A 19,427-nucleotide genomic window follows, 5' to 3' on the forward strand; every position below is an offset into this window, starting at 1 on the left:
TTCATTCCTCCCTGAGTTTATTCTTGGCCACAAGAACTAGCTTCCTTGCATCCTCTTCATCGTACGCTTCTTTCTCTTCCAACTCTTTGATGACTTCTTCCACATCAAGGTTCACTTCTTCTGCCGTGAGATCATCTGGTATCTCCTCTGAATTTTCGAGAATTTCTCTGGCTCTGTTTTTCACCTCATCGACATCTACATATTCTTCACGATTAGATTCCTGAACTTTACCGAGGAGTTCTTCCAGAAAATCGAGTTTTTCCGCAAAGGCTTCACTTGGTTTCTCCTCCGGAATCCCTTCGACGGTACCCTCTGGCAGTTCCTCAACAACTTCTGGAGTCTCTTTAGCAACACTGGATTTCTTCTCAGAGCGCATCGCCAGGCGTTTCATCAAGAACCTTTGAAGAAAGAAAACTGATAAGAAGGTGGCAGCAGAAACAACCATCGGCAGCCAGAAAGGGATACTCTTTGTAGCTTCAACCTTTTTTGATTCAGAACCTGCCTTCCCGGTTTCTATATATTTTTTCCAGACCTCTTCCGGGACACTCAATCTTTTCAGAATTTCTTGTGCCACTACGTTATCCGGAAAATTTGAAAGGTAAGCACGGGCTTTCTCGTAGTCACCTATTGCGTAGGCACAGATTCCCATTTTCAGTTTCACAAGGGAATCTCTTTCTTCAATGGTTGGATCCTCTCGAAGCGCATTCTCAAAAAGTTCGAGTGCCCTTCTGTAGTCACCTTCGAGGTATGCACTCAAAGCATTGGAATAGAGATCATTGGCAACAGAAACAAGAGAAAGCAAGATGAAAATCAAAATCAATCCTTTGACAACCGCCACTCTTCTACCGATACTCTCACCTTCTCATCGAACACAATGAAAAGACCCTCGTTCCCCAAGAACACATCGATAATTCCCCTGTCGAACCGCTGAGCTTTTCCAGCAGAAAGATCCAGAATGACGCCATCGTAAACAACCAGTATCCTGCCCTGAAAGTTCAGGACCTTTTTTGGAACAGTGAGACCGTAATTTTTTGTTTCCGATCTGCTGCTGGAAACGAAGGCGATAGATCCATCGTTGAGCAAAATATAGAACGCATCGTCTTTGAAAGAAGCATCTACTATTTTCACCTTCTCTCCGAACAGAGAACTTAACACTCTTCCTTTCTCCTTGAAATCCGAACCTATTGCAACAACCTCTCCATCCGTTATGAGAAGGTAGTTTCCATTCTCTGATTTCATTCGAACCGTTGTACCGGGAGAGGTAGCGAGAAGTTTTTCCGCTCCATTCCTGAAAAGATAGTACCTCACACCACCCGGAACCACTCTGGCATAGATAATCGCATTCCTTGTTATCAGAGCATCACTGATATCACCGACAAGAGGAAAGGGTGCGTATTTCTTTATTCCTATGTTGTCCACTATGAAAATGTCGCCTTCATCTACGAACGACGCGTAATCTTCTACCTTTTTAAAAAACTCTATTTTCTTGTCGAAAACTTTCTTGTCCCAGGCAAAAACTCCCGACTCGGTAGCGATGTAGACTTCCTTACCCACCAGGGCTCCAGACAAATAGGAAGAAAGCTCCAGAGACCTGATCCGTTCTAAAAAGTTTTCAAAGAGAATCTTAACTGGCAGCACAGAAAGTTCAGTACCTTTCGTCTCTTTAGCTTCAACAACCTTTTGAACACTTTCCTCAGAGAGCTCCGGGTTTTTCGATGGAAGGTATTCCTCGTAATCATCGCTCCTGAAACCGGAAAAAACCTGAACCTCGTACTTCAAAAGTTTTCTTATGTAGGCTACGTTCTCCTCACGGGAATAGAGATCGTAAAAATTCCCGCTCAACTGCTCAACTTTACCCACCCGACAGGACTGAATGGAAACGAAACCATCTCCTTTTCCTTTCACGAACTCCGGATAGAACCTCTCAAGTTCCGTTCCGGACACATCAACTCCGTAAGGCGGTGTGTCTCCACAGATGGATACTATTTCCACATCGTTTCTTGCAAATTCCCTGAGTTCTTTCACAAGTTGAGAATCCGGAAGGATTTCCTGCACCACCTCACCCAGGGTGTCTATGAGATTTCTGATGTGCAATGTCAACATCTTCAGCTTCGTCCACTCTATTCCGAATATGTCTTCCAACACCTCTGGGTCTTTGCCGTAGAAGATAGAAGAGAAGTAGAGGGGATTCACCACGTTGGTACCCTGAACCGGCGTTGAAAGAAGAACGACTTTTCTGACGTTGTTCACCTCAGGATGACGTTGCAGCATCCTCAAGACGATCAGTCCACCCGTTCCATGTGCAAGGATGTCGAACTCGTACTGTGAATATTTCAAGATCTCTTGGGAGAGAAAATCCGATTCGAAGTCAATGAAGCTTCTTCTTCCTTCTTTTTCTATGAAGCTTCTGTACATCTCACTGTAAGCCAGGGAACGCGGTTCATAAAGGGCGTATTCGTACGTCATGATCGTTCTGTCGGGGAAAATCGTCTCCCATATGTTGTTGTCCTTAACGACACCTTCAAAGGTAGGATCTTCTCCAGGTACCAGAAGAACAGCTGGCCCGGAGCTGTTCACAGCTTCCCTCAGAAGCCTTATCCCATGTTTTTGAAAACCGGCCGATCTCAAAACCACTCCAAAAACGGAAAGATGGTACGTGAAGGCCTCCACATAATATCCTCTTTCGTCCTTTCCTATCATCGATCCGGGAATGATACGGTATCCACCATCCTCTGTCGCGTACGCAAAGGTGAGATTGTTGTAATTCTCCCCTCTGAGGTATTTGGCGTCGAAATAGTATTTGAGACGTATCGGTTTCAGAGCAAACTCATCTACGCCGTCCGCAAATTCCACCCTGTAAAGATCTCCCACGAACACATCCGGATAAAGCTTTCTTTCTTCATCGGAAAGCCTCGTGATTTTCAAAACCTTTTGTTTTCCAAAAGCTCCAGGTGGTATCTCCACCCTCAAATTGATAAAACCAGATTCCGCTCCTTCTTTTCCAATCTTCAAGGAGCCTTCTTTTTGAAAAAAGATCAGAAGGAAAAACACCGTTATGCTTATAAACACCAGGGTAAAAAACAGAATCTTCCTTTTCAAAACAATTTCTAGGAGTTTTTTTAAAAAACTCATCTCTCCTCCACCATCTGTTTGAGTTCTTTCAGAAGAAACAGCGTGCGAAAGAGACCTTCTGATTCGATACCTTTCAAAACTTCTTCATAATACTTATCGGCCATCTCACGAGCTTTCTGAATCCCCACCTTTTTCACAAGCGTCACTTTTTCTGTGTCTTTTCCGAGGTCCTTTCCCACCTTTTCGAAAGACCCAAGAATGTCTTTCAGATCGTCGTATATCTGGAAAGCCACCCCGAACTTCTCTCCGAGGAGTTTCATCTTGGTGTGATCCTTTCCTTTCAGGATAAATGGAGCTGAGAAACAGAAAGCAAATAGCGCTCCCGTTTTGAAAGCGTACATTCTCTCCACCATCTCCTGCGAGATTTCCATCTTTCTTCTTTCGAATTCCACATCCATCGCTTCCCCCAAAAGAAGTTTGTAGGCCGTTTCCGAAAACTCTTCAAAAATCTTTGAATTTCCGATTTTAGATATCTGAGAAAAAGCGAGGAAGAACAGACCATCTCCCGCAAGAAGGGCGATATCTTCACCATAGGTCCTGTGACAAGAAGGCTTCCCTCTTCGAAAATCCGCGTTATCTATTGGGGGAAGATCATCGTGTATCAGAGAAGCCGTGTGAAAGAGTTCAACGGCCACCGCCACATCGAGAAGTTTTTCCTCTTCCACTCCCAAATCCTCACCCAGTGTCAAGACGAGGAGAGGACGGATCCTCTTTCCTCCAACCGTCGCGGAGTACAGCATGGCTTCTTCTGTGAGAAGATCCCATCCAGGCCTCAAAATCTCGCGTATTCTTTCTTCAACTTTCTCCTTCTTCATCTTCTTCCCTCTTCTTTTCTATCATCTGTTTGAACGTATCTATGTTCAGATTTTCAACGAACTTCTTGAATTCCTCTTCCTCGTCCTGTGTTTCGTTTACTTCCAACTCGATAGAGTGTTTCTCCACCAGATTGTCCGATACGAAAATGGGTGCCCCGGTCTTCACAGCGAGTATGATCGCATCGGAAGGTCTGGAATCGATATCTATCAAAGCAGCCTCTTCATCTTCCTCGTCCGTGTACGTGAGATCTCTTATCACGAGGGTTGCGTAGAAGGTGTTATCCTTCAAAGAGTGAATGATCACCTTATCCACGCGTGCTTCGAGAGATTCAAGAACACTCAAAAGGAGATCGTGAGTCAGAGGACGCGGAAACTCCATCTTCTCCATCGCGAGGGCCAGAGCATGCCCTTCACACGCTCCTATCCAGATGGGAAGCACTCTATTTGTACCTTCAATGCCGAGAATAACTACTGGCGTGTTACTCACTCTATCGAGCGCCAGAGTCTTCACCCATGCCTTCCTCAAGACAGTTCCCTCCTTTCTGAAACACTCCGCACCAGACTTTATTTTACAACTAAATTTCAATACGAAAAAGGAACCAACCAGTTCCTGTAGAATCCTATTTGAAAGGGGGAAGAGAACATGAAAAAACTGACCGTCTACCTTGCAACGACGAATCCGCACAAAGTTGAAGAAATAAAGATGATCGCTCCAGAATGGATGGAGATTCTGCCCTCTCCCGAAAAAATCGAAGTAGTCGAGGACGGTGAAACGTTTCTGGAAAACTCCGTGAAAAAGGCCGTGGTCTACGGGAAAAAACTCAAACATCCTGTGATGGCGGACGATTCCGGACTGGTCATCTATTCCCTGGGAGGATTCCCCGGTGTCATGTCTGCCCGGTTCATGGAGGAACATTCCTACAAAGAGAAGATGAGAACCATACTGAAGATGCTTGAAGGAAAAGATAGAAGAGCTGCTTTCGTGTGCAGTGCTACCTTTTTCGATCCTGTGGAAAACACCCTTATTTCTGTTGAAGACAGAGTAGAAGGCCGAATAGCCAACGAAATAAGAGGGACAGGCGGTTTCGGATACGATCCGTTCTTCATACCGGATGGATACGATAAGACCTTCGGCGAAATTCCTCATCTCAAAGAAAAAATCAGTCACAGATCAAAGGCCTTCAGAAAGCTCTTTTCGGTTCTTGAGAAGATCTTAAAATCAGAAAACCAGTGAATCCCAGGAGAATCAGCACGGCACTCAGCAGCTGAGCAGCTTTTATGTTTCCAATCATGAGGCTATCGACCCTCAATCTCTCTATTATGATTCTTCCAAGGGAATAGAGGACAAAATAGAGGCACGTTACTTCGCCGTGCCTTTTCCTGTACCTTTTGAAATAAACACTCAACATGAAAAACACCAGCAGATCCCATATGGACTCATAAAGAAACGTAGGATGAAAAAAGGAATAATCTTTGTACACAACGGGTCTGTAGGGCTCTGGCACAAACATTTTCCACGGAAGGTTCGTGGGAACACCGAATGCCTCGTAGTTGAAGAAGTTTCCCCATCTTCCTATCGCCTGCCCCAGCGGCAATACGGAGGTGAACAAGTCTGTTGCCTGCAAAAAAGTGAAGGAAGGCTTTTTCAATCGAACATACAAGAAGCCTGTGAGAAGAGCACCAATCACAGCTCCATGTATGGCAAGTCCTCCTTCCCAGATCTTCAAAGCATCCCACAAACTTCTGTAATACTTCAAATTGAACAAGACATAATAAAGGCGCGCTCCAACAATACCGGCTATCACTCCGTAGAAAATGAGCTCATCGAATTCTTCCAAGTTTATGCCTTCATTCTTCGCTCTCTTTCTTGCCACAAAGTAGCTGATCAAAAAGCCCGTGAGGATCAAAGTGGAATACCATCTGAGTTCAAAGCCTCCGATTCGAAATATGTACCTGCTGAGCAGAATTTCTCCGCTGAAAACCTTTGATAGAAAAATAAACAGAAAAACGAAGAAAAGCGTCGATCCAGCAGCAATTGAGAGAAAGGCGAGGATTTTTTTCATTTTCTTCTCCGCCCCCAGATAACCCTCAGTGCTATTTTGTATCTGGTAGGAATGAGTACAACATGTCCACTATCCATAACTACCGCGGTTCTTGCTTGTTTTCCAAACGTCGCGTTTATTATTTTGTTCGCGTAAAAATCCACGTTCTTGAGCCTCTTTTCCACAGAAGTACTGATAGGCATAACGGCTATCACTCTTTCTCTTGGAAGAAACACCTTTCTTCCAAAGGAAACAAAACTCACTTTTCCACCCCCACAGTGAGTATGATACCATTTTTTAGGGGGGTGAAATAATGGATGCTCTGGGAAAACTTTACACCTCGACCGCTATAGTAACCGTGAACGTGGAAGGGAAACTCAACGGGATCACTGTAGCGTGGGTGACGAGAGTTTCCTGGCAACCTCCCATGGTGGCCGTTTCGATAGGAAAAACCAGATACACAAGAGAACTCATGGACAGGACAGATTCCTTTGCTGTGTGCATTCTCGGAAAAGACGCAAAAGAAATAGCTGAATACTTCGGAACTGTTTCTGGCAGAAACACAGACAAATTCAAAAAATATCCCTACACGATGAGCGAAGGGAACCTTCCCATTCCAGAAGGAACAATCGCTTACATTGAGTGCGACAAGACTGGACAGTTTGAAGCGGGGGATCACATCGTCTACATCGGAACTGTGCGAAGGCAGAAAGTACTGAAAGATGAGCCTCCTCTCATATTCGGAGAACACGAACTGTTGTGAAAGGCAGGGCTCGCCCCTGCCTTTATTTTTTCACGTTTCTTAAAACAGCTCGAAAAAAGTCCCCGTACACTGGAGGCGGGAGGTGATCGAGGATGAAAAGGCTTTTTACACTGATACTGATTTCCCTGCTGGTCGCGCTCGCTTTTTCTCAGGTGAAGAACGTTATCTACCTCATTGGAGACGGTATGGGTCTTTCTCAAGTCTATCTCACCAGCATGCTCGAAGGAAGACCCCTCTCGTTCATGAAGACTCCTTACATCGGACTTGTGAAGACACACTCCGCAAACAGCTGGGTGACTGATTCCGCAGCAGCGGGCACAGCGCTGGCATCGGGGTTCAAAACGAACAACGGTATGATCAACATTCTCCCCGATGGAACGGTGGTACCCACTATCTTCGAAGTGGCAAAGACCTACGGAGTTCGAACGGGTATCGTTGTTACCTGCAGAGTAACACATGCGACGCCGGCTGCTTTCTACGCACACGTTAAAAGTAGAGATGAAGAGAACGAAATAGCAAGACAACTCGTTGAGAATGAAACAGTCGATGTGGTGATGGGGGGAGGTTGGGCAAACTTTCTTCCCAAGGATCTCGGTGGAAAACGAGATGACAACCTCAACTTGATTGAACTTGCAAAAGAAAAAGGGTATATATACGTGAAAACCAGAGAGGAACTCTCAAAAATCTCCGCGGATTCAGATAAAATACTCGCTCTCTTTGCACCAAGTCACCTGGATCCTGCAAGTAGCAGAAAGGAGCAGCCGATGCTCTATGAAATGGTGGAAAAAGCGCTCGAGATACTGTCGAAAGATGATGAACCCTTCTTCCTCATGGTGGAAGGCTCCCAGATAGACTGGGAAGCCCACGATAACGACATCTACGGGGTCTGGAAAGAAGTCGTGGAATTCGACAAAGCCGTTCAGGTGGCGCTCGATTTCGCCCTCAAGAGGGGAGACACCCTCGTCATCGTAACTGCCGACCACGAAACGGGTGGATTAGGGCTTTCTTCGGGCGACTACAGAGTAGATGTGGACAAAATCAGAAACTTCAAAAAAACAACGGACTGGATCATGGCAAATTACTCGCCAAAAGATCGGGAGAAATTCAAAAAGGCCATCGAAGAGTATTTCGGTTTGACTCTTTCTGATGAGGATCTGAACAGGATTTCCATGTCCAAAAATCCAAAGATCGAACTTGGAAGGATCCTGGGAGAAAAGGTTAGCGTTGGGTGGACCACCACAACACATTCAGGAACTCCCGTTCCCATCTTCGCTTTTGGTCCGGGTGCCGAAAACTTCACCGGATTTCTCGACAACACCGAGATTCCAAGGATCATAATGAAACTCACAGGGTACTCTCTTCAGTATCCACTTCTGAAAGAACCCGTAACGAAATGAGGGGCGATCTGCCCCCTCATTTGAACACATCGAGCTCTTCTACCTCATCAAACACACCTATGATCTTGTAAAACGCCGTGACCCTTTCCAGGTCCCTAATATCCTCTTCTTTCAAAGGTGCCTCAACTTCCACAAAGAACACGTAATCTCCCAAGAACGTCCTTGCGGGCCTTGACTCCAGCTTTCTGAGGTTTATTCCTCTGCTTGCGAAGATATCCAGAACTGCCTTCAAAGAGCCCGGTCTGTCCTGAACTCCAAAGAAAAGGGAGGTGTATTTTCCTTCCATCTTTCCTGTTTTCCTTCTTATGATGTAGAACCTCGTTATATTCTTTTCTTTCAAGTCCTGAATGCTCCTCCTCAGTATGAGTAACCCATACATCTTTGCGGCACTCTCTGACATGATGGCAGCGGATTCGTCATCCAGGAGGTTTACAGCGTCGCTCGTCGAAGAAGTGTACCGAATCTCAGCGTGCGAAAGGTACGTGTTGATGAATCCAAGAGACTGAGATATGGCCTGGGGATGAGAGTAGATCCTTTTTATCTCCTTCAGATCCGGTTTTTTCTTTGCCACGAGACAGTGGTGTATCTCGAGCTTTGCCTCACCAAACACCTCCACTTCGTGGTTGAGCAAGGCGTCCAGTACAGGGATGACCGTTCCATAGGTGGAATTCTCAATAGGCACGATTCCATAATCTACCTCACCTTTTTCCACCATTTCTATGATCTCGTCAGTTGTGGAACAGTACTTCAGGGGTATTCTTGAACCTATCAGTTTCATGGCCATCTCATCACTGAAACTTCCCATGGGCCCCAGCACGGCCACCGTCTTGGAAATTCCAAGTAATCTGTACTCCTCTTCTTTGGCAAGCTTCATTATTTCCTCGAATATGCGTCTCATTCTAACAGGATTGAGATCTGTCCTGTCCAGAATCTCCTTTATCTTCTGTTCTTCTATATCCCTTATATCGATGGGAGAGTCTGTCTTTTTCTTTTCCTTTGCGACATCTCTTGCCACTTTCATTCTCTCTTCGATAAACCTGAGCAGTATGAAATCTATCAACCTGATTTTGTGCCTCATCTCAGTGATATCGGAAGGATCTCTCAAAGCAGCGAGGACTTTTGAGACGATGTTGGGTGTCTCTTCAGGAGTGCTTCCTTCGCTGAGGTTTGCAATGACTTCTTTCCCCCGTCTCAGAAACGATTCCTTCTCTTCCTCCCAAGAAAGAAGATGAGAAACGTGATCGATCAAAAAGGGATCCCGAAACGCTGAACCAAGGTAGAAAACAGCACACGACCTGTCCAGAAGTTTCACATAATCATCCCATAACACGTCCTTTAACACAACACCCAATTTTCTCAGAAAATCAAGAAAGTTCTCGATTGCTTCATCGGAGACCTTCTCAACAACATAAAACTCAGAGTAAGCGAATTCTCCGTGAAAGACCGGAAAGATGCTTGCAAAGCGAATCGATTTTTCCTTATAAAACGGAATTGATTTTTCCTTGATGGGATAGAGATCAACGATTCTCTGATTCGAAGATAATATCTCGAGAATCTCACTCGAGACGATGAGATCCGCGTCTTCAATCGATTCGGAAAGCTGCCACTCTGAATCTTCCAGTTCCTTTCTCAAAGCGTCCATAAGAGTTCCTTTCCCGGAAACATAAACTTTCAAATTATCCTACCTCCTTGAACTCTGATCTCTCAAAATATTCTACAACACGGAATTTTTAATCATCAATCGCTTTTTCGTTGGTTCTATTAAAGGAAAATTCAAATTACGTATAAGGAAATTTGAATTCACACATAATTATTACATAATGACGCGTGGTATAATCTGGCTTGAACACCATATCGTGGAGGGGTGATAAAGTGAAAACAGCTATTCTCGACAGATTCGTGTTTTCTGACGAAGTTAGAGATATCATAGAAAACGCCCCCGAGATAATAATACCAGAGAGCAGGAAAGAAATACTTGACCTTGCCATAGCCGGTAGAGACCTTTTCGAAGTAGGCTACGAAGTTCCTGGCAAAGGCTTCGTAGTCGAAGCAACAGTTACCCGCTGTAAAAATGGTCTGGTGGTCAATTACCCCGAACCGTACATGAGACGAAGAGACCCAAACGCACTCGTAGTTGGTGACAATCTGGAAACGGACAAGCCGCGTTTCAGAGAAAGATTCGGAAAAGAATTCGAACCTATTCGACAGGAAACCTTCGAGTGGCTGAAAAAACAGGAGTTGATCCTGCTACCTTTCATGGCCGGTGGATACGATTACGGATATCCTGCCGTTCTGATAGCCCCCAAAAACGCCGGGTTCTTCGTTGGCGGTCTTGCCGATCTCCAGTTCTTCGTACCGGCCAGCGAAGTCCCCGAGAATTTCAAACCCAAACTCTACATGTTCTTAGCCCCGCCTTTCAGACACACACACTTCGACGGCAAACAGGTGGTCGTCCACTACAGACACAACTCCCACTACGAGATCTTCTCCTACAATCTTTATCCAGGTCCCAGCGCCAAGAAAGGAGTCTATGGATTTCTTCTCCACGTAGGCGAGAAAGAAAAATGGGTCACCGCGCACGCATCTGCAGTGAAGGTTATCACACCCTACGAAAACGAGCTCGTGATCATGCATGAAGGGGCAAGTGGAGGAGGAAAGAGTGAAATCCTCGAAGAGATACACAGAGAACCGGATGGAAGAATAAAGCTCGCCGAAAACATTGTGACCGGTGAAAAATTCTATATGGAACTGAAACAATCCTGTGTTCTCATGCCTGTAGCGGATGACATGTTTATGTGCCATCCAAAGCTCCAGACGGGAAAGAAACTCGTGGCCAAAGACGCGGAAGCTGGATGGTTCATAAGGGTCGACCACATAACAGAATACGGAAGCGCTCCGGATCTGGAAAGGCTGACCATACATCCACCTGAACCGCTCATATTCCTCAACGTCTACGCCGTTCCAAACTCAACCGCATTGATCTGGGAACACATCGAAGATGAGCCAGGAAAACCATGTCCGAACCCGCGTGTCATCATACCGAAACGTTTTATGAAGAACGCGGTTTCCGAACCCGTGAAAGTGGATGTGAGAAGCTTTGGAGTGAGAACTCCTCCTTGCACGAAAGAAAAACCAACGTACGGGATCGTGGGTTTGATGCAGATTCTGCCCCCTGCGCTGGCATGGCTCTGGAGACTGGTAGCACCAAGAGGACACGCAAATCCAAGCATTGTCAGCACCAAAGGTATGACCAGCGAAGGAGTAGGATCCTTCTGGCCCTTCTCTTCTGGAAAAATGGTAAGACTCGCTAACATTCTTCTCGAACAGATCATAGATACACCAGAGACAAGATACATCCTCGTACCAAATCAGTACATCGGCGCTTACAAAGTAGGGTTCATGCCGGAGTGGATTGCAAGAGAGTATCTCTCAAGGAGGGGCGGCGGCAGATTCAGACCAGACCAGCTCGTTCCATCGAAATGTTCGCTCCTCGGTTTTTCTCTCAAAGAGATGAAGATCGAAGGAAACACCATTCCGAAAGAACTTCTGCAGCCACACTTGCAATCTGAAGTAGGTGAGGAAGCTTACGAAAAAGGTGCCCAAGAGTTGAAAGACTTCTTCAAGAGAGAACTGAAAAAATTCCTGACCGAAGACCTGAATCCCGTGGGAAGAGAAATCATCCAGTGCTGTCTCGACGACGGATCTCTCGATGACTATCTCAAGATCATACCGATGAATTTTTAAAGCGGGGAGAATTCCCCGCTTTTTTAAAGTCCGAAGTCTTCCAGCGTCAGAATCACCTTGAACCTTCCCGGCTGTCTCACCCCAGATTCCACTACCAGAAAGTAGTCACAGATCCTCTGAGGAGAAGAACAGTCTGCACAGAATCCTGTTTTTGTGCACGGTGTTTCCAGATTCAGTCGTTTCGAATTCATCGGAGAGATGTATCTCAGCCTTTCTCTCGCCTCCTCTACGTCTTTCACCACCTTGTTCACACTCGCTATCACAACCACGTTTTTTGGTCCAAAAACAACGGCGGCTACCCTGTTACCGTTCCCGTCGAGAAAGACCAATTTTCCATCTTCCGTTATGGCATTCGCACTGGTGAAGTAATAGTCAGCCCAGAAACTCTTTCTGTATATCTCCTCCACTTCCTCCCTCGTTTTGGCAGCTGCCCTGTCAAGGAAGTTGTACCTGCCGCTGCGCAAAAGTTCAATCACACCTGTATCTGCCAGAGTGAGGGAACCACCAGCCGATACCGTTGCACCCTCCGGGATAAGCTCTTTCACTCTCTCAAGAATTTCTTCACGATCACGAGCAATCCATACCTCATGTTTCTTTTTTCTTAAGTTGTTAGCCACGTGCTCTGCGAGTTTCTCTTTTTTCCATAGCCATAGTTCCTCTCTCAAGCTCATAACTCTATACCTCCTTTTTGTCGAATTTGTGTGATTTATAGAGAAAATCTTATTAACTGAAACTAAAATGGTAGGTTTGGTGGTAGGTTTTGTGTACATTTTGTAGTATCTGATTTTTAATTACATACCGTATATTGTATTAAATTGACGAACAATTGCATGAAACTGAATATATGCAAAGCAAACCTACCACCAAACTCTGTATTGACCATTTTAGGCCAACTTCAGTGTGGTAGGTTTCTGAATCTCTCATCAATAGGCTATTTTAGTCTTTACAAACAATATTACCGTTCAGATTCAAGATTCTACAACGCTGTTTTAATGGGCGTTGCAGAAAACCTACCACCTAAAATCCAGTATCCAAGCCGATTTCAGAGAAACCTACCACTTACCTACCACTTACCTACCACCCGGGTGGTAAGTTGCAGACATTATTAAAAACCTCATCAGAAGCTTGTTCAAAAATTTCAATACTCGAAACCTACCACCTGCGTCCCCTATTATTTACTACTACTAATAATAGCAGTATAATTGATCTGAAAAGAGGTGGTAAAAAAATGAACTGGAAGGTAGAGCTCTCGGAAATAGAAAAAAAGAAGCGATTCTTTCTAGAAGGCATCTTTGATAAGGACGGTATAGAACTCGATGTGGGTTTCTGCAGATTCTTGGAACCTGTTCGAGTGAAAATGGTCGTTGCAAAAACGAAAGATGGTTTTACAGTCGGTGGATACGTTCACACGGCAATAGAACACCCCTGTGCCAGATGTCTTGAACCCGCTCGTGTCGAAATAAGTGGAGTTATAGAAGCTCTTTATCTACCGGAAAGCATGAGAAAAAATGTAAAAGAAGAGAAACTTGAATCTTTGAAAAACATCATATACTATCATGAAACGGAATTCGATCTGTCGGAAAGAATCATTGAAGCAATAGTGGTCGCCGTTCCAGAAAAAGTTCTGTGCAAACCGGACTGCAAAGGGTTGTGTCCCTACTGCGGTGCCAATTTGAATGAAGAGCCCGATCATAAATGTGATAAAATTCCTGTGGTTGACAGCAGATTCGAGATCCTTGCCGAGTTAAAAAATAAACTCAAAAACGAGGAGGTATAAAAGATGGCTGTTCCAAAGCAAAAGAGGTCCAGATCGAGAACTCATCACAAGAGAGCGAAGATCTACAGAGCGATAAGCGTACCTCTTGAAAAGTGTCCAAACTGTGGAGAATACAAGATGCCACACAGAGTTTGCCTGCACTGCGGTTACTACAAAGGAAAACAGGTGCTTGAGATATCGGAGTGATAGAGTGAAGATAGCGATCGATGTGATGGGTGGTGACAGAGCGCCCGATGAAATTTTGAAGGGCGCTCTTTTGGCTTCAAAAGAAGTTGAGGGAGAGATAGTACTCATCGGACCCGAAGAAATAGTGAAGAACAAAGGTCTTCCCTTTGTTTCTGCCTCTGAAATCGTTAAAATGGACGATCCTCCTCTGGAAGTTCTCAGAAAAAAGAACTCTTCGATGCATGTGGGCTTGAAGTTGCTCTCCGAGGGAAAAGTGAATGCGTTTGTGAGCGCTGGTGCCACTGGTCCTCTCTTTCTTGGTGCCACTTCAATCGTGGGTAAACTGGAAGGCATCGAAAGACCCGCACTTGGAGTAGCCGTACCTTCGCTCAAGGGAGCTACTGTTCTCATCGACGCGGGGGCGAACGCCAAGGTCAGACCAGAGCATCTGGTTGATTTTGCTTTCATGGGAATCGCTTACTCCAAGGTTCTGGGAGCAGAAAACCCAAGAGTTGGTCTTCTGAATATGGGATCTGAGGAAAACAAAGGACCAGATGATATCAAAAGAGCCTATCAGCTTTTGAAGGAGTTTCTCGGAGATACGTTTTTTGGAAACGTTGAAGGCCACGATATAAACCTTGGCACCGTTGATGTTGTGGTGGCTGATGGTTTCTCAGGGAACGTCGCGTTGAAAACCATGGAGGGTACTGCAAAGTTGGTCACGAGTGTGTTGAAGGAGTCTATAAAGGATGGAGGTTTTCTTTCCCTCCTTGGGGCGCTTCTCATGAAGAGAAGTTTTGACAAGATGAAAGAGAAGCTCGACCCCAGGTCCTATGGAGGTACTTTTATATTGGGAGTGAAAGGAATCGTTGTGAAAGCGCATGGATCTTCAGATGCAAAGGCCATAAAGCATGCTATAAAAGTTGCGGAGAAGGGTATTAGAGTGAACATCGTTCAGGAGATAGAGAGGGGGATCTCCCATGTGCGGAATAGTGGGGATGGTCGGTGAGAATTTGAAACTCGAAGATCTTGTGACATCGCTTCAGAAGCTCGAATACAGAGGTTACGATTCAGCGGGTATCGCTTATTTGGGTGATAGTTTCGGAGTGTACAAAAAGAAAGGAAGGATAGATGTTCTAAAGAACGGACTCAAACAAAAGCTGAACGATAGATTCTTCGTTGGGATCGCTCACACAAGATGGGCCACACATGGTGAGCCGAACGATATGAATGCCCATCCTCATATGGATTGTAAGGAAGAAATCGCGGTGGTTCACAACGGCATAATTGAAAATTATAGAGAGATAAGGGAGTTTTTGGAACAACGAGGACACGTTTTTTCGTCGGAAACGGATACCGAAGTGATCGCTCATCTTGTGGAGGAAGAGTTCGAAGGTGATCTGCTTGATGCCGTTCTGAAAGCCGTCAAGAAATTGAAAGGAGCCTACGCGATCGCGGTTGTTCACAAAAATGTTCCTGACACCATTGTTGCTGCAAGGAAAGGCAGTCCCCTTGTTGCCGGGATTGGAAGCGGTGTGGGGATTCTCGCGTCGGATGTGACTCCCCTTTTGAGATTTACGAAAGACGTCGTTTTTCTGGAAGACGGCGACGTGATGGTTTTGAGAAAGGATGGATTTGAAGTTTACAACACGGACGGGGTGAAGCAGCAAAGAAGGGTTTACCACGTTGACTGGGATGAAAAAGCGGCAGAGAAGGGTGGATACAAACACTTCATGTACAAGGAAATAATGGAGGATCCGCAAGCTCTTGTGAATGCACTCGTTGGAAGAGTGAAAAACGATCGACCATTTTTTGAAGAGCTCGAGTACTACGAAGAGCTTCTAAAGGATGCAGATAGAATCCGTGTGGTGTCGTGTGGAACCAGTTACTATGCAGGGTTGGTGTTCAAATATTTTCTGGAAAATCACACGGATATAGATGTTGAAGTCGAGGTCTCTTCTGAATTCAGATACAAGAGGCCTCACATAAAGGAAGGGGATGTTCTGATAGCCATCTCACAGTCTGGGGAAACGGCCGATACCCTTGAATCCGTTAGACTCGCTAAAAAGCACGGTGCAAAGATCGTTTCAATTGTGAACGTGGTGGGTTCCACACTCGATAGAGAATCCGATGTGACGCTCTTCATGAACGCGGGGCCCGAAATAGGAGTTGCCGCGACGAAAACCTACGTGGCTGAACTCGCTGTGCTGTACCTTCTTGGACTGAAAGTAATGGAGATAAACGGCTACTGGGATAGGGAAGCAGAAGAGATTCTGGACAAGCTCGTTCGTATGCCAGAACTTCTGGAGAACGTGCTGAGAAAGGATCCTCAAATAAGGGAGCTTTCTGAAAAATACAAAGATTACAGGAACTTCATGTACATAGGAAGAGGATACGGTTATCCCACTGCACTGGAAGGCGCTTTGAAACTGAAGGAAATAACGTACATACATGCCACAGCCTATCAGGCGGGCGAACTCAAACACGGTCCCATAGCCCTTCTGGATGTTGATTTTCCAGTTTTCGCTGTGATGCCGGACGATAGCCTATTCTTCAAAACCAAGAGCAACGTGATCGAGTCTAAATCGAGGAATGCGCCTGTGATTGTTCTGGGAACGGAGGGTAACAGAAGTCTCGAAGAGATCACAGGTGATATCATTCATGTTCCCCCAACCCATGAGAGTCTCTATCCGCTCATGATGGCTCCGGTTATACAGCTGTTTGCTTATCATATAGCGGATTTGAAAGGACTGGATCCGGATAAGCCCAGAAATCTTGCGAAGAGTGTCACTGTGGAGTGATCTGGAGGTGAAACCAGGTGATAGATGTTTTGAGGAAGATCCTGAAAAAGATCTCTGAGAAAGGCGGAGAGAACCCGGTTGTGCTCGATATGAGAAAAACACCTGTTCCAACGGATTACTTTGTGATTTTTACGGCGAATTCCTACACTCATATGAGGGCGATGAGGGACGAACTGATCGATCTGATAAAGGAATTGTCGCTACCCTTGATCTACTATGACAAAGGCGAAGAATACGAATGGTTGATCATAGATGCAGGCAGTGTTGTGATCCACATCTTCACGGAGAAAGGAAGAGATTTCTACGACCTTGAAGGACTCTGGATAGACGCGGACAGGATAAGTGTTTGAGGAGGATGAGAGGATGGCAGGAAAGTTCTGTAGTTTTTGTGGACGCGATATTCAGCAGGTGGAAAGGCTGATAGCAGGCCCAAACAACGTTTACATATGTAACGAGTGTATCGATCTGTTTCACGATCTTCTGAGAAGCGATAGAAAAGTCCGTATAAAAAACGAGATAAAAGAAATTCCAACACCTGCGGAAATCAAGGCCGAACTCGACAAGTACATAATAGGACAGGAAAGGGCGAAGAAAGTCCTTTCTGTGGCTGTTTACAACCATTACAAACGGGTGTTCTCAAACCTGGATTCTAACGATGTGGAGATAGAGAAATCGAACGTTCTTCTCATTGGTCCCACAGGCACCGGGAAAACCTATCTTGCGAGAATTCTCGCCAAAATTCTCAATGTTCCATTCGCCATAGCCGATGCAACACCTCTCACAGAGGCAGGATATGTGGGAGAGGACGTGGAAAACGTTGTTCTCAGGCTGCTGGAAGCAGCGAACTTCGACATTGAGAGAGCACAGTACGGAATCATCTACATAGATGAAATCGACAAGATAGCCAAGAAATCCCCAAATCCTTCGATAACAAGAGATGTCTCCGGTGAAGGAGTGCAGCAAGCTCTCCTCAAGATACTGGAGGGAACGATAGCGAACGTTCCACCACAGGGTGGAAGGAAACATCCGTACCAGGAGTTCATAAAGGTGGACACAAGGAACATCCTTTTCATAGCCGGAGGAGCGTTCGACGGTCTTGAGGAAATTATAAAGAGGCGTATTCAGAGTACCACCATGGGATTCGGTGCGGAGATAAAGAGCAAAAAAGAGATGAGACTTGGAGAGATCCTGAAACATGTAACACCGGACGATCTGGTACAGTACGGTCTCATTCCAGAATTTGTTGGAAGATTTCCTGTAATAGCGACGCTCGATGATCTGTCGGAAGACGATCTCGTTAGGATACTGAAAGAACCGAAGAACGCCGTTGTGAGGCAGTATCAAAAACTGTTCGAGATCGACGGTGTGAAACTGGAAGTAACGGACGAAGCCCTCAGGATCATAGCGAGGAAGGCGATCAAGAGAGGCACAGGTGCACGCGCTCTGAAGAACGTGTTTGAGGAAATGATGATAGATATGATGTTTGAACTTCCAAATTTGAAGAACGTGGAAAAGGTCGTTATCACGGAAGAAGTTGCTCTTGGAAAGGAAAAACCCATCGTTGTTATGAGGGAATCGGCATGAGAGTTCTTGGAATAGAAACGTCCTGCGATGAAACGGCGGTCGCTGTTCTGGACGATGGTAAAAACGTTGTTGTGAATTTCACAGTTTCTCAGATAGAGGTCCACCAGAAGTTTGGGGGGGTGGTGCCTGAAGTGGCGGCCAGGCACCACCTCAAAAATTTACCCATTCTTTTGAAGAGAGCTTTTGAAAAAGTCCCACCGGAAACAGTGGATATCGTTGCGGCCACCTATGGACCTGGCCTAATCGGTGCCCTCCTCGTTGGTCTGTCCGCAGCAAAAGGACTCGCCATTTCGCTTGAAAAACCCTTCGTTGGAGTGAATCACGTAGAGGCTCATGTGCAGGCGGTTTTTTTGGCAAACCCTGATCTGAAACCACCCCTCGTTGTTTTGATGGTTTCAGGTGGGCACACACAGCTGATGAAAGTGAATGAGGACTATTCTATGGAAGTACTGGGGGAGACTCTCGATGATTCAGCGGGAGAGGCGTTCGATAAGGTAGCTCGCCTCCTCGGACTCGGATATCCTGGAGGTCCTGTGATCGACAGAGTGGCAAAGAAAGGAGATCCTGAAAAGTACAGCTTCCCTCGTCCAATGCTGGATGATGACAGTTACAACTTCAGCTTTGCGGGTTTGAAGACTTCTGTTCTCTATTTCCTTCAGAGGGAAAAAGACTACAAGGTAGAAGATGTTGCGGCTTCTTTCCAGAAGGCGGTTGTTGATATTCTCGTTGAAAAAACCTTCCGACTGGCGAGAAATCTTGGAATCAGAAAAATAGCGTTCGTCGGAGGAGTTGCCGCGAATTCTATGTTGAGAGAAGAGGTAAGGAAAAGGGCGGAAAGATGGAATTACGAGGTTTTCTTTCCACCGTTGGAACTCTGCACGGACAACGCTCTGATGGTCGCAAAGGCGGGCTACGAAAAAGCGAAAAGGGGGATGTTTTCCCCCTTGAATTTGAACGCCGATCCCAACTTGAATGTTTAGTCTTTCTTTTCGCTTGAAGCGGACGCCGTTTCTTTCTTTTTCTCACTCTTCCTCGAATCTGTTATGTAAAAACCGCTTCCTTTGAAAATAATTCCCACTCTTCCTATCGTTCTTTTCATTTTAGCACCACACTCTTCACAGATAACCTCCGGTGATTCGTTTATGCCGTGCATGACCGTTGTTTCGTATCCACATTCTTCGCACACGTATCTATAGATTGGCATGTC

The 19,427-nt window shown here is 45.6% G+C and carries 20 protein-coding genes; 11 read left to right on the forward strand and 9 right to left on the reverse strand.

Annotated elements, in window-relative coordinates; all coding sequences use genetic code 11:
• Position 1: 1 nt before the first annotated feature.
• From CELL2_RS03890 to CELL2_RS03905, 4 genes are read right to left on the reverse strand one after another with little or no spacing between them, the layout of a single operon-like run.
• Positions 2 to 838 carry a tol-pal system YbgF family protein gene (locus tag CELL2_RS03890; protein WP_038033289.1) on the reverse strand — a complete coding sequence of 279 codons (837 nt, stop codon included), beginning with the start codon at positions 836 to 838 and terminating at the stop codon, positions 2 to 4.
• Complete coding sequence (locus CELL2_RS03895) at positions 817 to 3,132, reverse strand: alpha/beta fold hydrolase (protein ID WP_038033288.1); 2,316 nt, start codon at positions 3,130 to 3,132, stop codon at positions 817 to 819. Before CELL2_RS03895 ends, CELL2_RS03890 begins: the two co-directional genes overlap by 22 nt.
• Positions 3,129 to 3,947 carry a polyprenyl synthetase family protein gene (locus tag CELL2_RS03900; RefSeq protein ID WP_012310757.1) on the reverse strand — a complete coding sequence of 273 codons (819 nt, stop codon included), beginning with the start codon at positions 3,945 to 3,947 and terminating at the stop codon, positions 3,129 to 3,131. The genes CELL2_RS03895 and CELL2_RS03900 overlap by 4 nt, the downstream gene beginning before the upstream one ends.
• Complete coding sequence (locus CELL2_RS03905) at positions 3,928 to 4,473, reverse strand: bifunctional nuclease family protein (protein ID WP_004082781.1); 546 nt, start codon at positions 4,471 to 4,473, stop codon at positions 3,928 to 3,930. Before CELL2_RS03905 ends, CELL2_RS03900 begins: the two co-directional genes overlap by 20 nt.
• A 117-nt stretch (positions 4,474 to 4,590) precedes the next feature.
• On the opposite strand from CELL2_RS03905, the gene rdgB reads away from it, so the two are divergent.
• Positions 4,591 to 5,181 (forward strand): RdgB/HAM1 family non-canonical purine NTP pyrophosphatase, encoded by a 591-nt coding sequence (gene rdgB / locus CELL2_RS03910; protein ID WP_038033286.1) that lies wholly within the window; start codon positions 4,591 to 4,593, stop codon positions 5,179 to 5,181.
• On the opposite strand, the gene lgt is transcribed toward rdgB, so the two are convergent.
• Together lgt and CELL2_RS03920 are read right to left on the reverse strand one after the other, a co-directional pair.
• Positions 5,129 to 6,010, reverse strand: coding sequence for a prolipoprotein diacylglyceryl transferase (gene lgt / locus CELL2_RS03915; RefSeq protein ID WP_029683250.1), 882 nt, complete (start codon positions 6,008 to 6,010; stop codon positions 5,129 to 5,131). The two genes, rdgB and lgt, sit on opposite strands and share 53 nt — an antisense overlap.
• Positions 6,007 to 6,252 (reverse strand): DUF370 domain-containing protein, encoded by a 246-nt coding sequence (locus CELL2_RS03920; RefSeq protein ID WP_004082776.1) that lies wholly within the window; start codon positions 6,250 to 6,252, stop codon positions 6,007 to 6,009. Before CELL2_RS03920 ends, lgt begins: the two co-directional genes overlap by 4 nt.
• 50 nt (positions 6,253 to 6,302) lie before the next feature.
• Between CELL2_RS03920 and CELL2_RS03925 the strand changes: the two genes are divergently transcribed.
• Positions 6,303 to 6,752, forward strand: coding sequence for a flavin reductase family protein (locus CELL2_RS03925; protein WP_004082774.1), 450 nt, complete (start codon positions 6,303 to 6,305; stop codon positions 6,750 to 6,752).
• A 92-nt stretch (positions 6,753 to 6,844) separates the two neighbouring features.
• Positions 6,845 to 8,149: an alkaline phosphatase gene (locus tag CELL2_RS03930; protein ID WP_004082772.1), complete on the forward strand. Its 1,305-nt coding sequence runs from the start codon at positions 6,845 to 6,847 to the stop codon at positions 8,147 to 8,149.
• 16 nt (positions 8,150 to 8,165) lie between these two features.
• Here CELL2_RS03930 and pheA read toward each other — a convergent pair whose 3' ends face one another.
• Complete coding sequence (gene pheA / locus CELL2_RS03935) at positions 8,166 to 9,824, reverse strand: prephenate dehydratase (protein ID WP_038033284.1); 1,659 nt, start codon at positions 9,822 to 9,824, stop codon at positions 8,166 to 8,168.
• 197 nt (positions 9,825 to 10,021) lie between these two features.
• Between pheA and CELL2_RS03940 the strand changes: the two genes are divergently transcribed.
• Positions 10,022 to 11,893, forward strand: coding sequence for a DUF4914 family protein (locus CELL2_RS03940; RefSeq protein ID WP_039446208.1), 1,872 nt, complete (start codon positions 10,022 to 10,024; stop codon positions 11,891 to 11,893).
• 23 nt (positions 11,894 to 11,916) lie between these two features.
• On the opposite strand, the gene CELL2_RS03945 is transcribed toward CELL2_RS03940, so the two are convergent.
• Positions 11,917 to 12,564: a lactate utilization protein gene (locus CELL2_RS03945; RefSeq protein WP_008193985.1), complete on the reverse strand. Its 648-nt coding sequence runs from the start codon at positions 12,562 to 12,564 to the stop codon at positions 11,917 to 11,919.
• A 557-nt stretch (positions 12,565 to 13,121) separates the two neighbouring features.
• Here CELL2_RS03945 and CELL2_RS03950 point away from each other — a divergent pair.
• Genes CELL2_RS03950 through tsaD form a run of 7 tightly spaced genes read left to right on the forward strand, consistent with a single transcriptional unit; the run spans position 13,122 to position 19,200 of the window.
• Positions 13,122 to 13,670, forward strand: a complete 549-nt coding sequence (locus CELL2_RS03950) for a DUF177 domain-containing protein (protein WP_038033282.1) — start codon at positions 13,122 to 13,124, stop codon at positions 13,668 to 13,670.
• Between the two features lie 3 nt (positions 13,671 to 13,673).
• Entirely contained in the window at positions 13,674 to 13,856 is a 183-nt protein-coding gene (gene rpmF / locus CELL2_RS03955) for a 50S ribosomal protein L32 (protein WP_004082761.1), read from the forward strand.
• 4 nt (positions 13,857 to 13,860) lie between these two features.
• A complete protein-coding gene (plsX, locus tag CELL2_RS03960) occupies positions 13,861 to 14,844 on the forward strand; it encodes a phosphate acyltransferase PlsX (RefSeq protein WP_012310762.1) in 984 nt (327 codons plus the stop codon).
• Positions 14,816 to 16,636: a glutamine--fructose-6-phosphate transaminase (isomerizing) gene (gene glmS, locus CELL2_RS03965; protein WP_011943364.1), complete on the forward strand. Its 1,821-nt coding sequence runs from the start codon at positions 14,816 to 14,818 to the stop codon at positions 16,634 to 16,636. The genes plsX and glmS overlap by 29 nt, the downstream gene beginning before the upstream one ends.
• 17 nt (positions 16,637 to 16,653) lie before the next feature.
• Positions 16,654 to 16,986, forward strand: coding sequence for a ribosome silencing factor (rsfS, locus tag CELL2_RS03970; protein WP_004082754.1), 333 nt, complete (start codon positions 16,654 to 16,656; stop codon positions 16,984 to 16,986).
• A 13-nt stretch (positions 16,987 to 16,999) separates the two neighbouring features.
• Positions 17,000 to 18,220, forward strand: coding sequence for an ATP-dependent Clp protease ATP-binding subunit ClpX (gene clpX, locus CELL2_RS03975; protein ID WP_029683246.1), 1,221 nt, complete (start codon positions 17,000 to 17,002; stop codon positions 18,218 to 18,220).
• Complete coding sequence (gene tsaD / locus CELL2_RS03980) at positions 18,217 to 19,200, forward strand: tRNA (adenosine(37)-N6)-threonylcarbamoyltransferase complex transferase subunit TsaD (RefSeq protein ID WP_029683245.1); 984 nt, start codon at positions 18,217 to 18,219, stop codon at positions 19,198 to 19,200. Before clpX ends, tsaD begins: the two co-directional genes overlap by 4 nt.
• Here the strand turns inward: tsaD and CELL2_RS03985 are convergent.
• Complete coding sequence (locus CELL2_RS03985) at positions 19,197 to 19,424, reverse strand: FmdB family zinc ribbon protein (RefSeq protein WP_011943368.1); 228 nt, start codon at positions 19,422 to 19,424, stop codon at positions 19,197 to 19,199. The two genes, tsaD and CELL2_RS03985, sit on opposite strands and share 4 nt — an antisense overlap.
• Positions 19,425 to 19,427 lie beyond the last annotated feature (3 nt).

The organism is Thermotoga sp. Cell2 (assembly GCF_000789375.1).
Lineage (GTDB): Bacteria > Thermotogota > Thermotogae > Thermotogales > Thermotogaceae > Thermotoga > Thermotoga petrophila.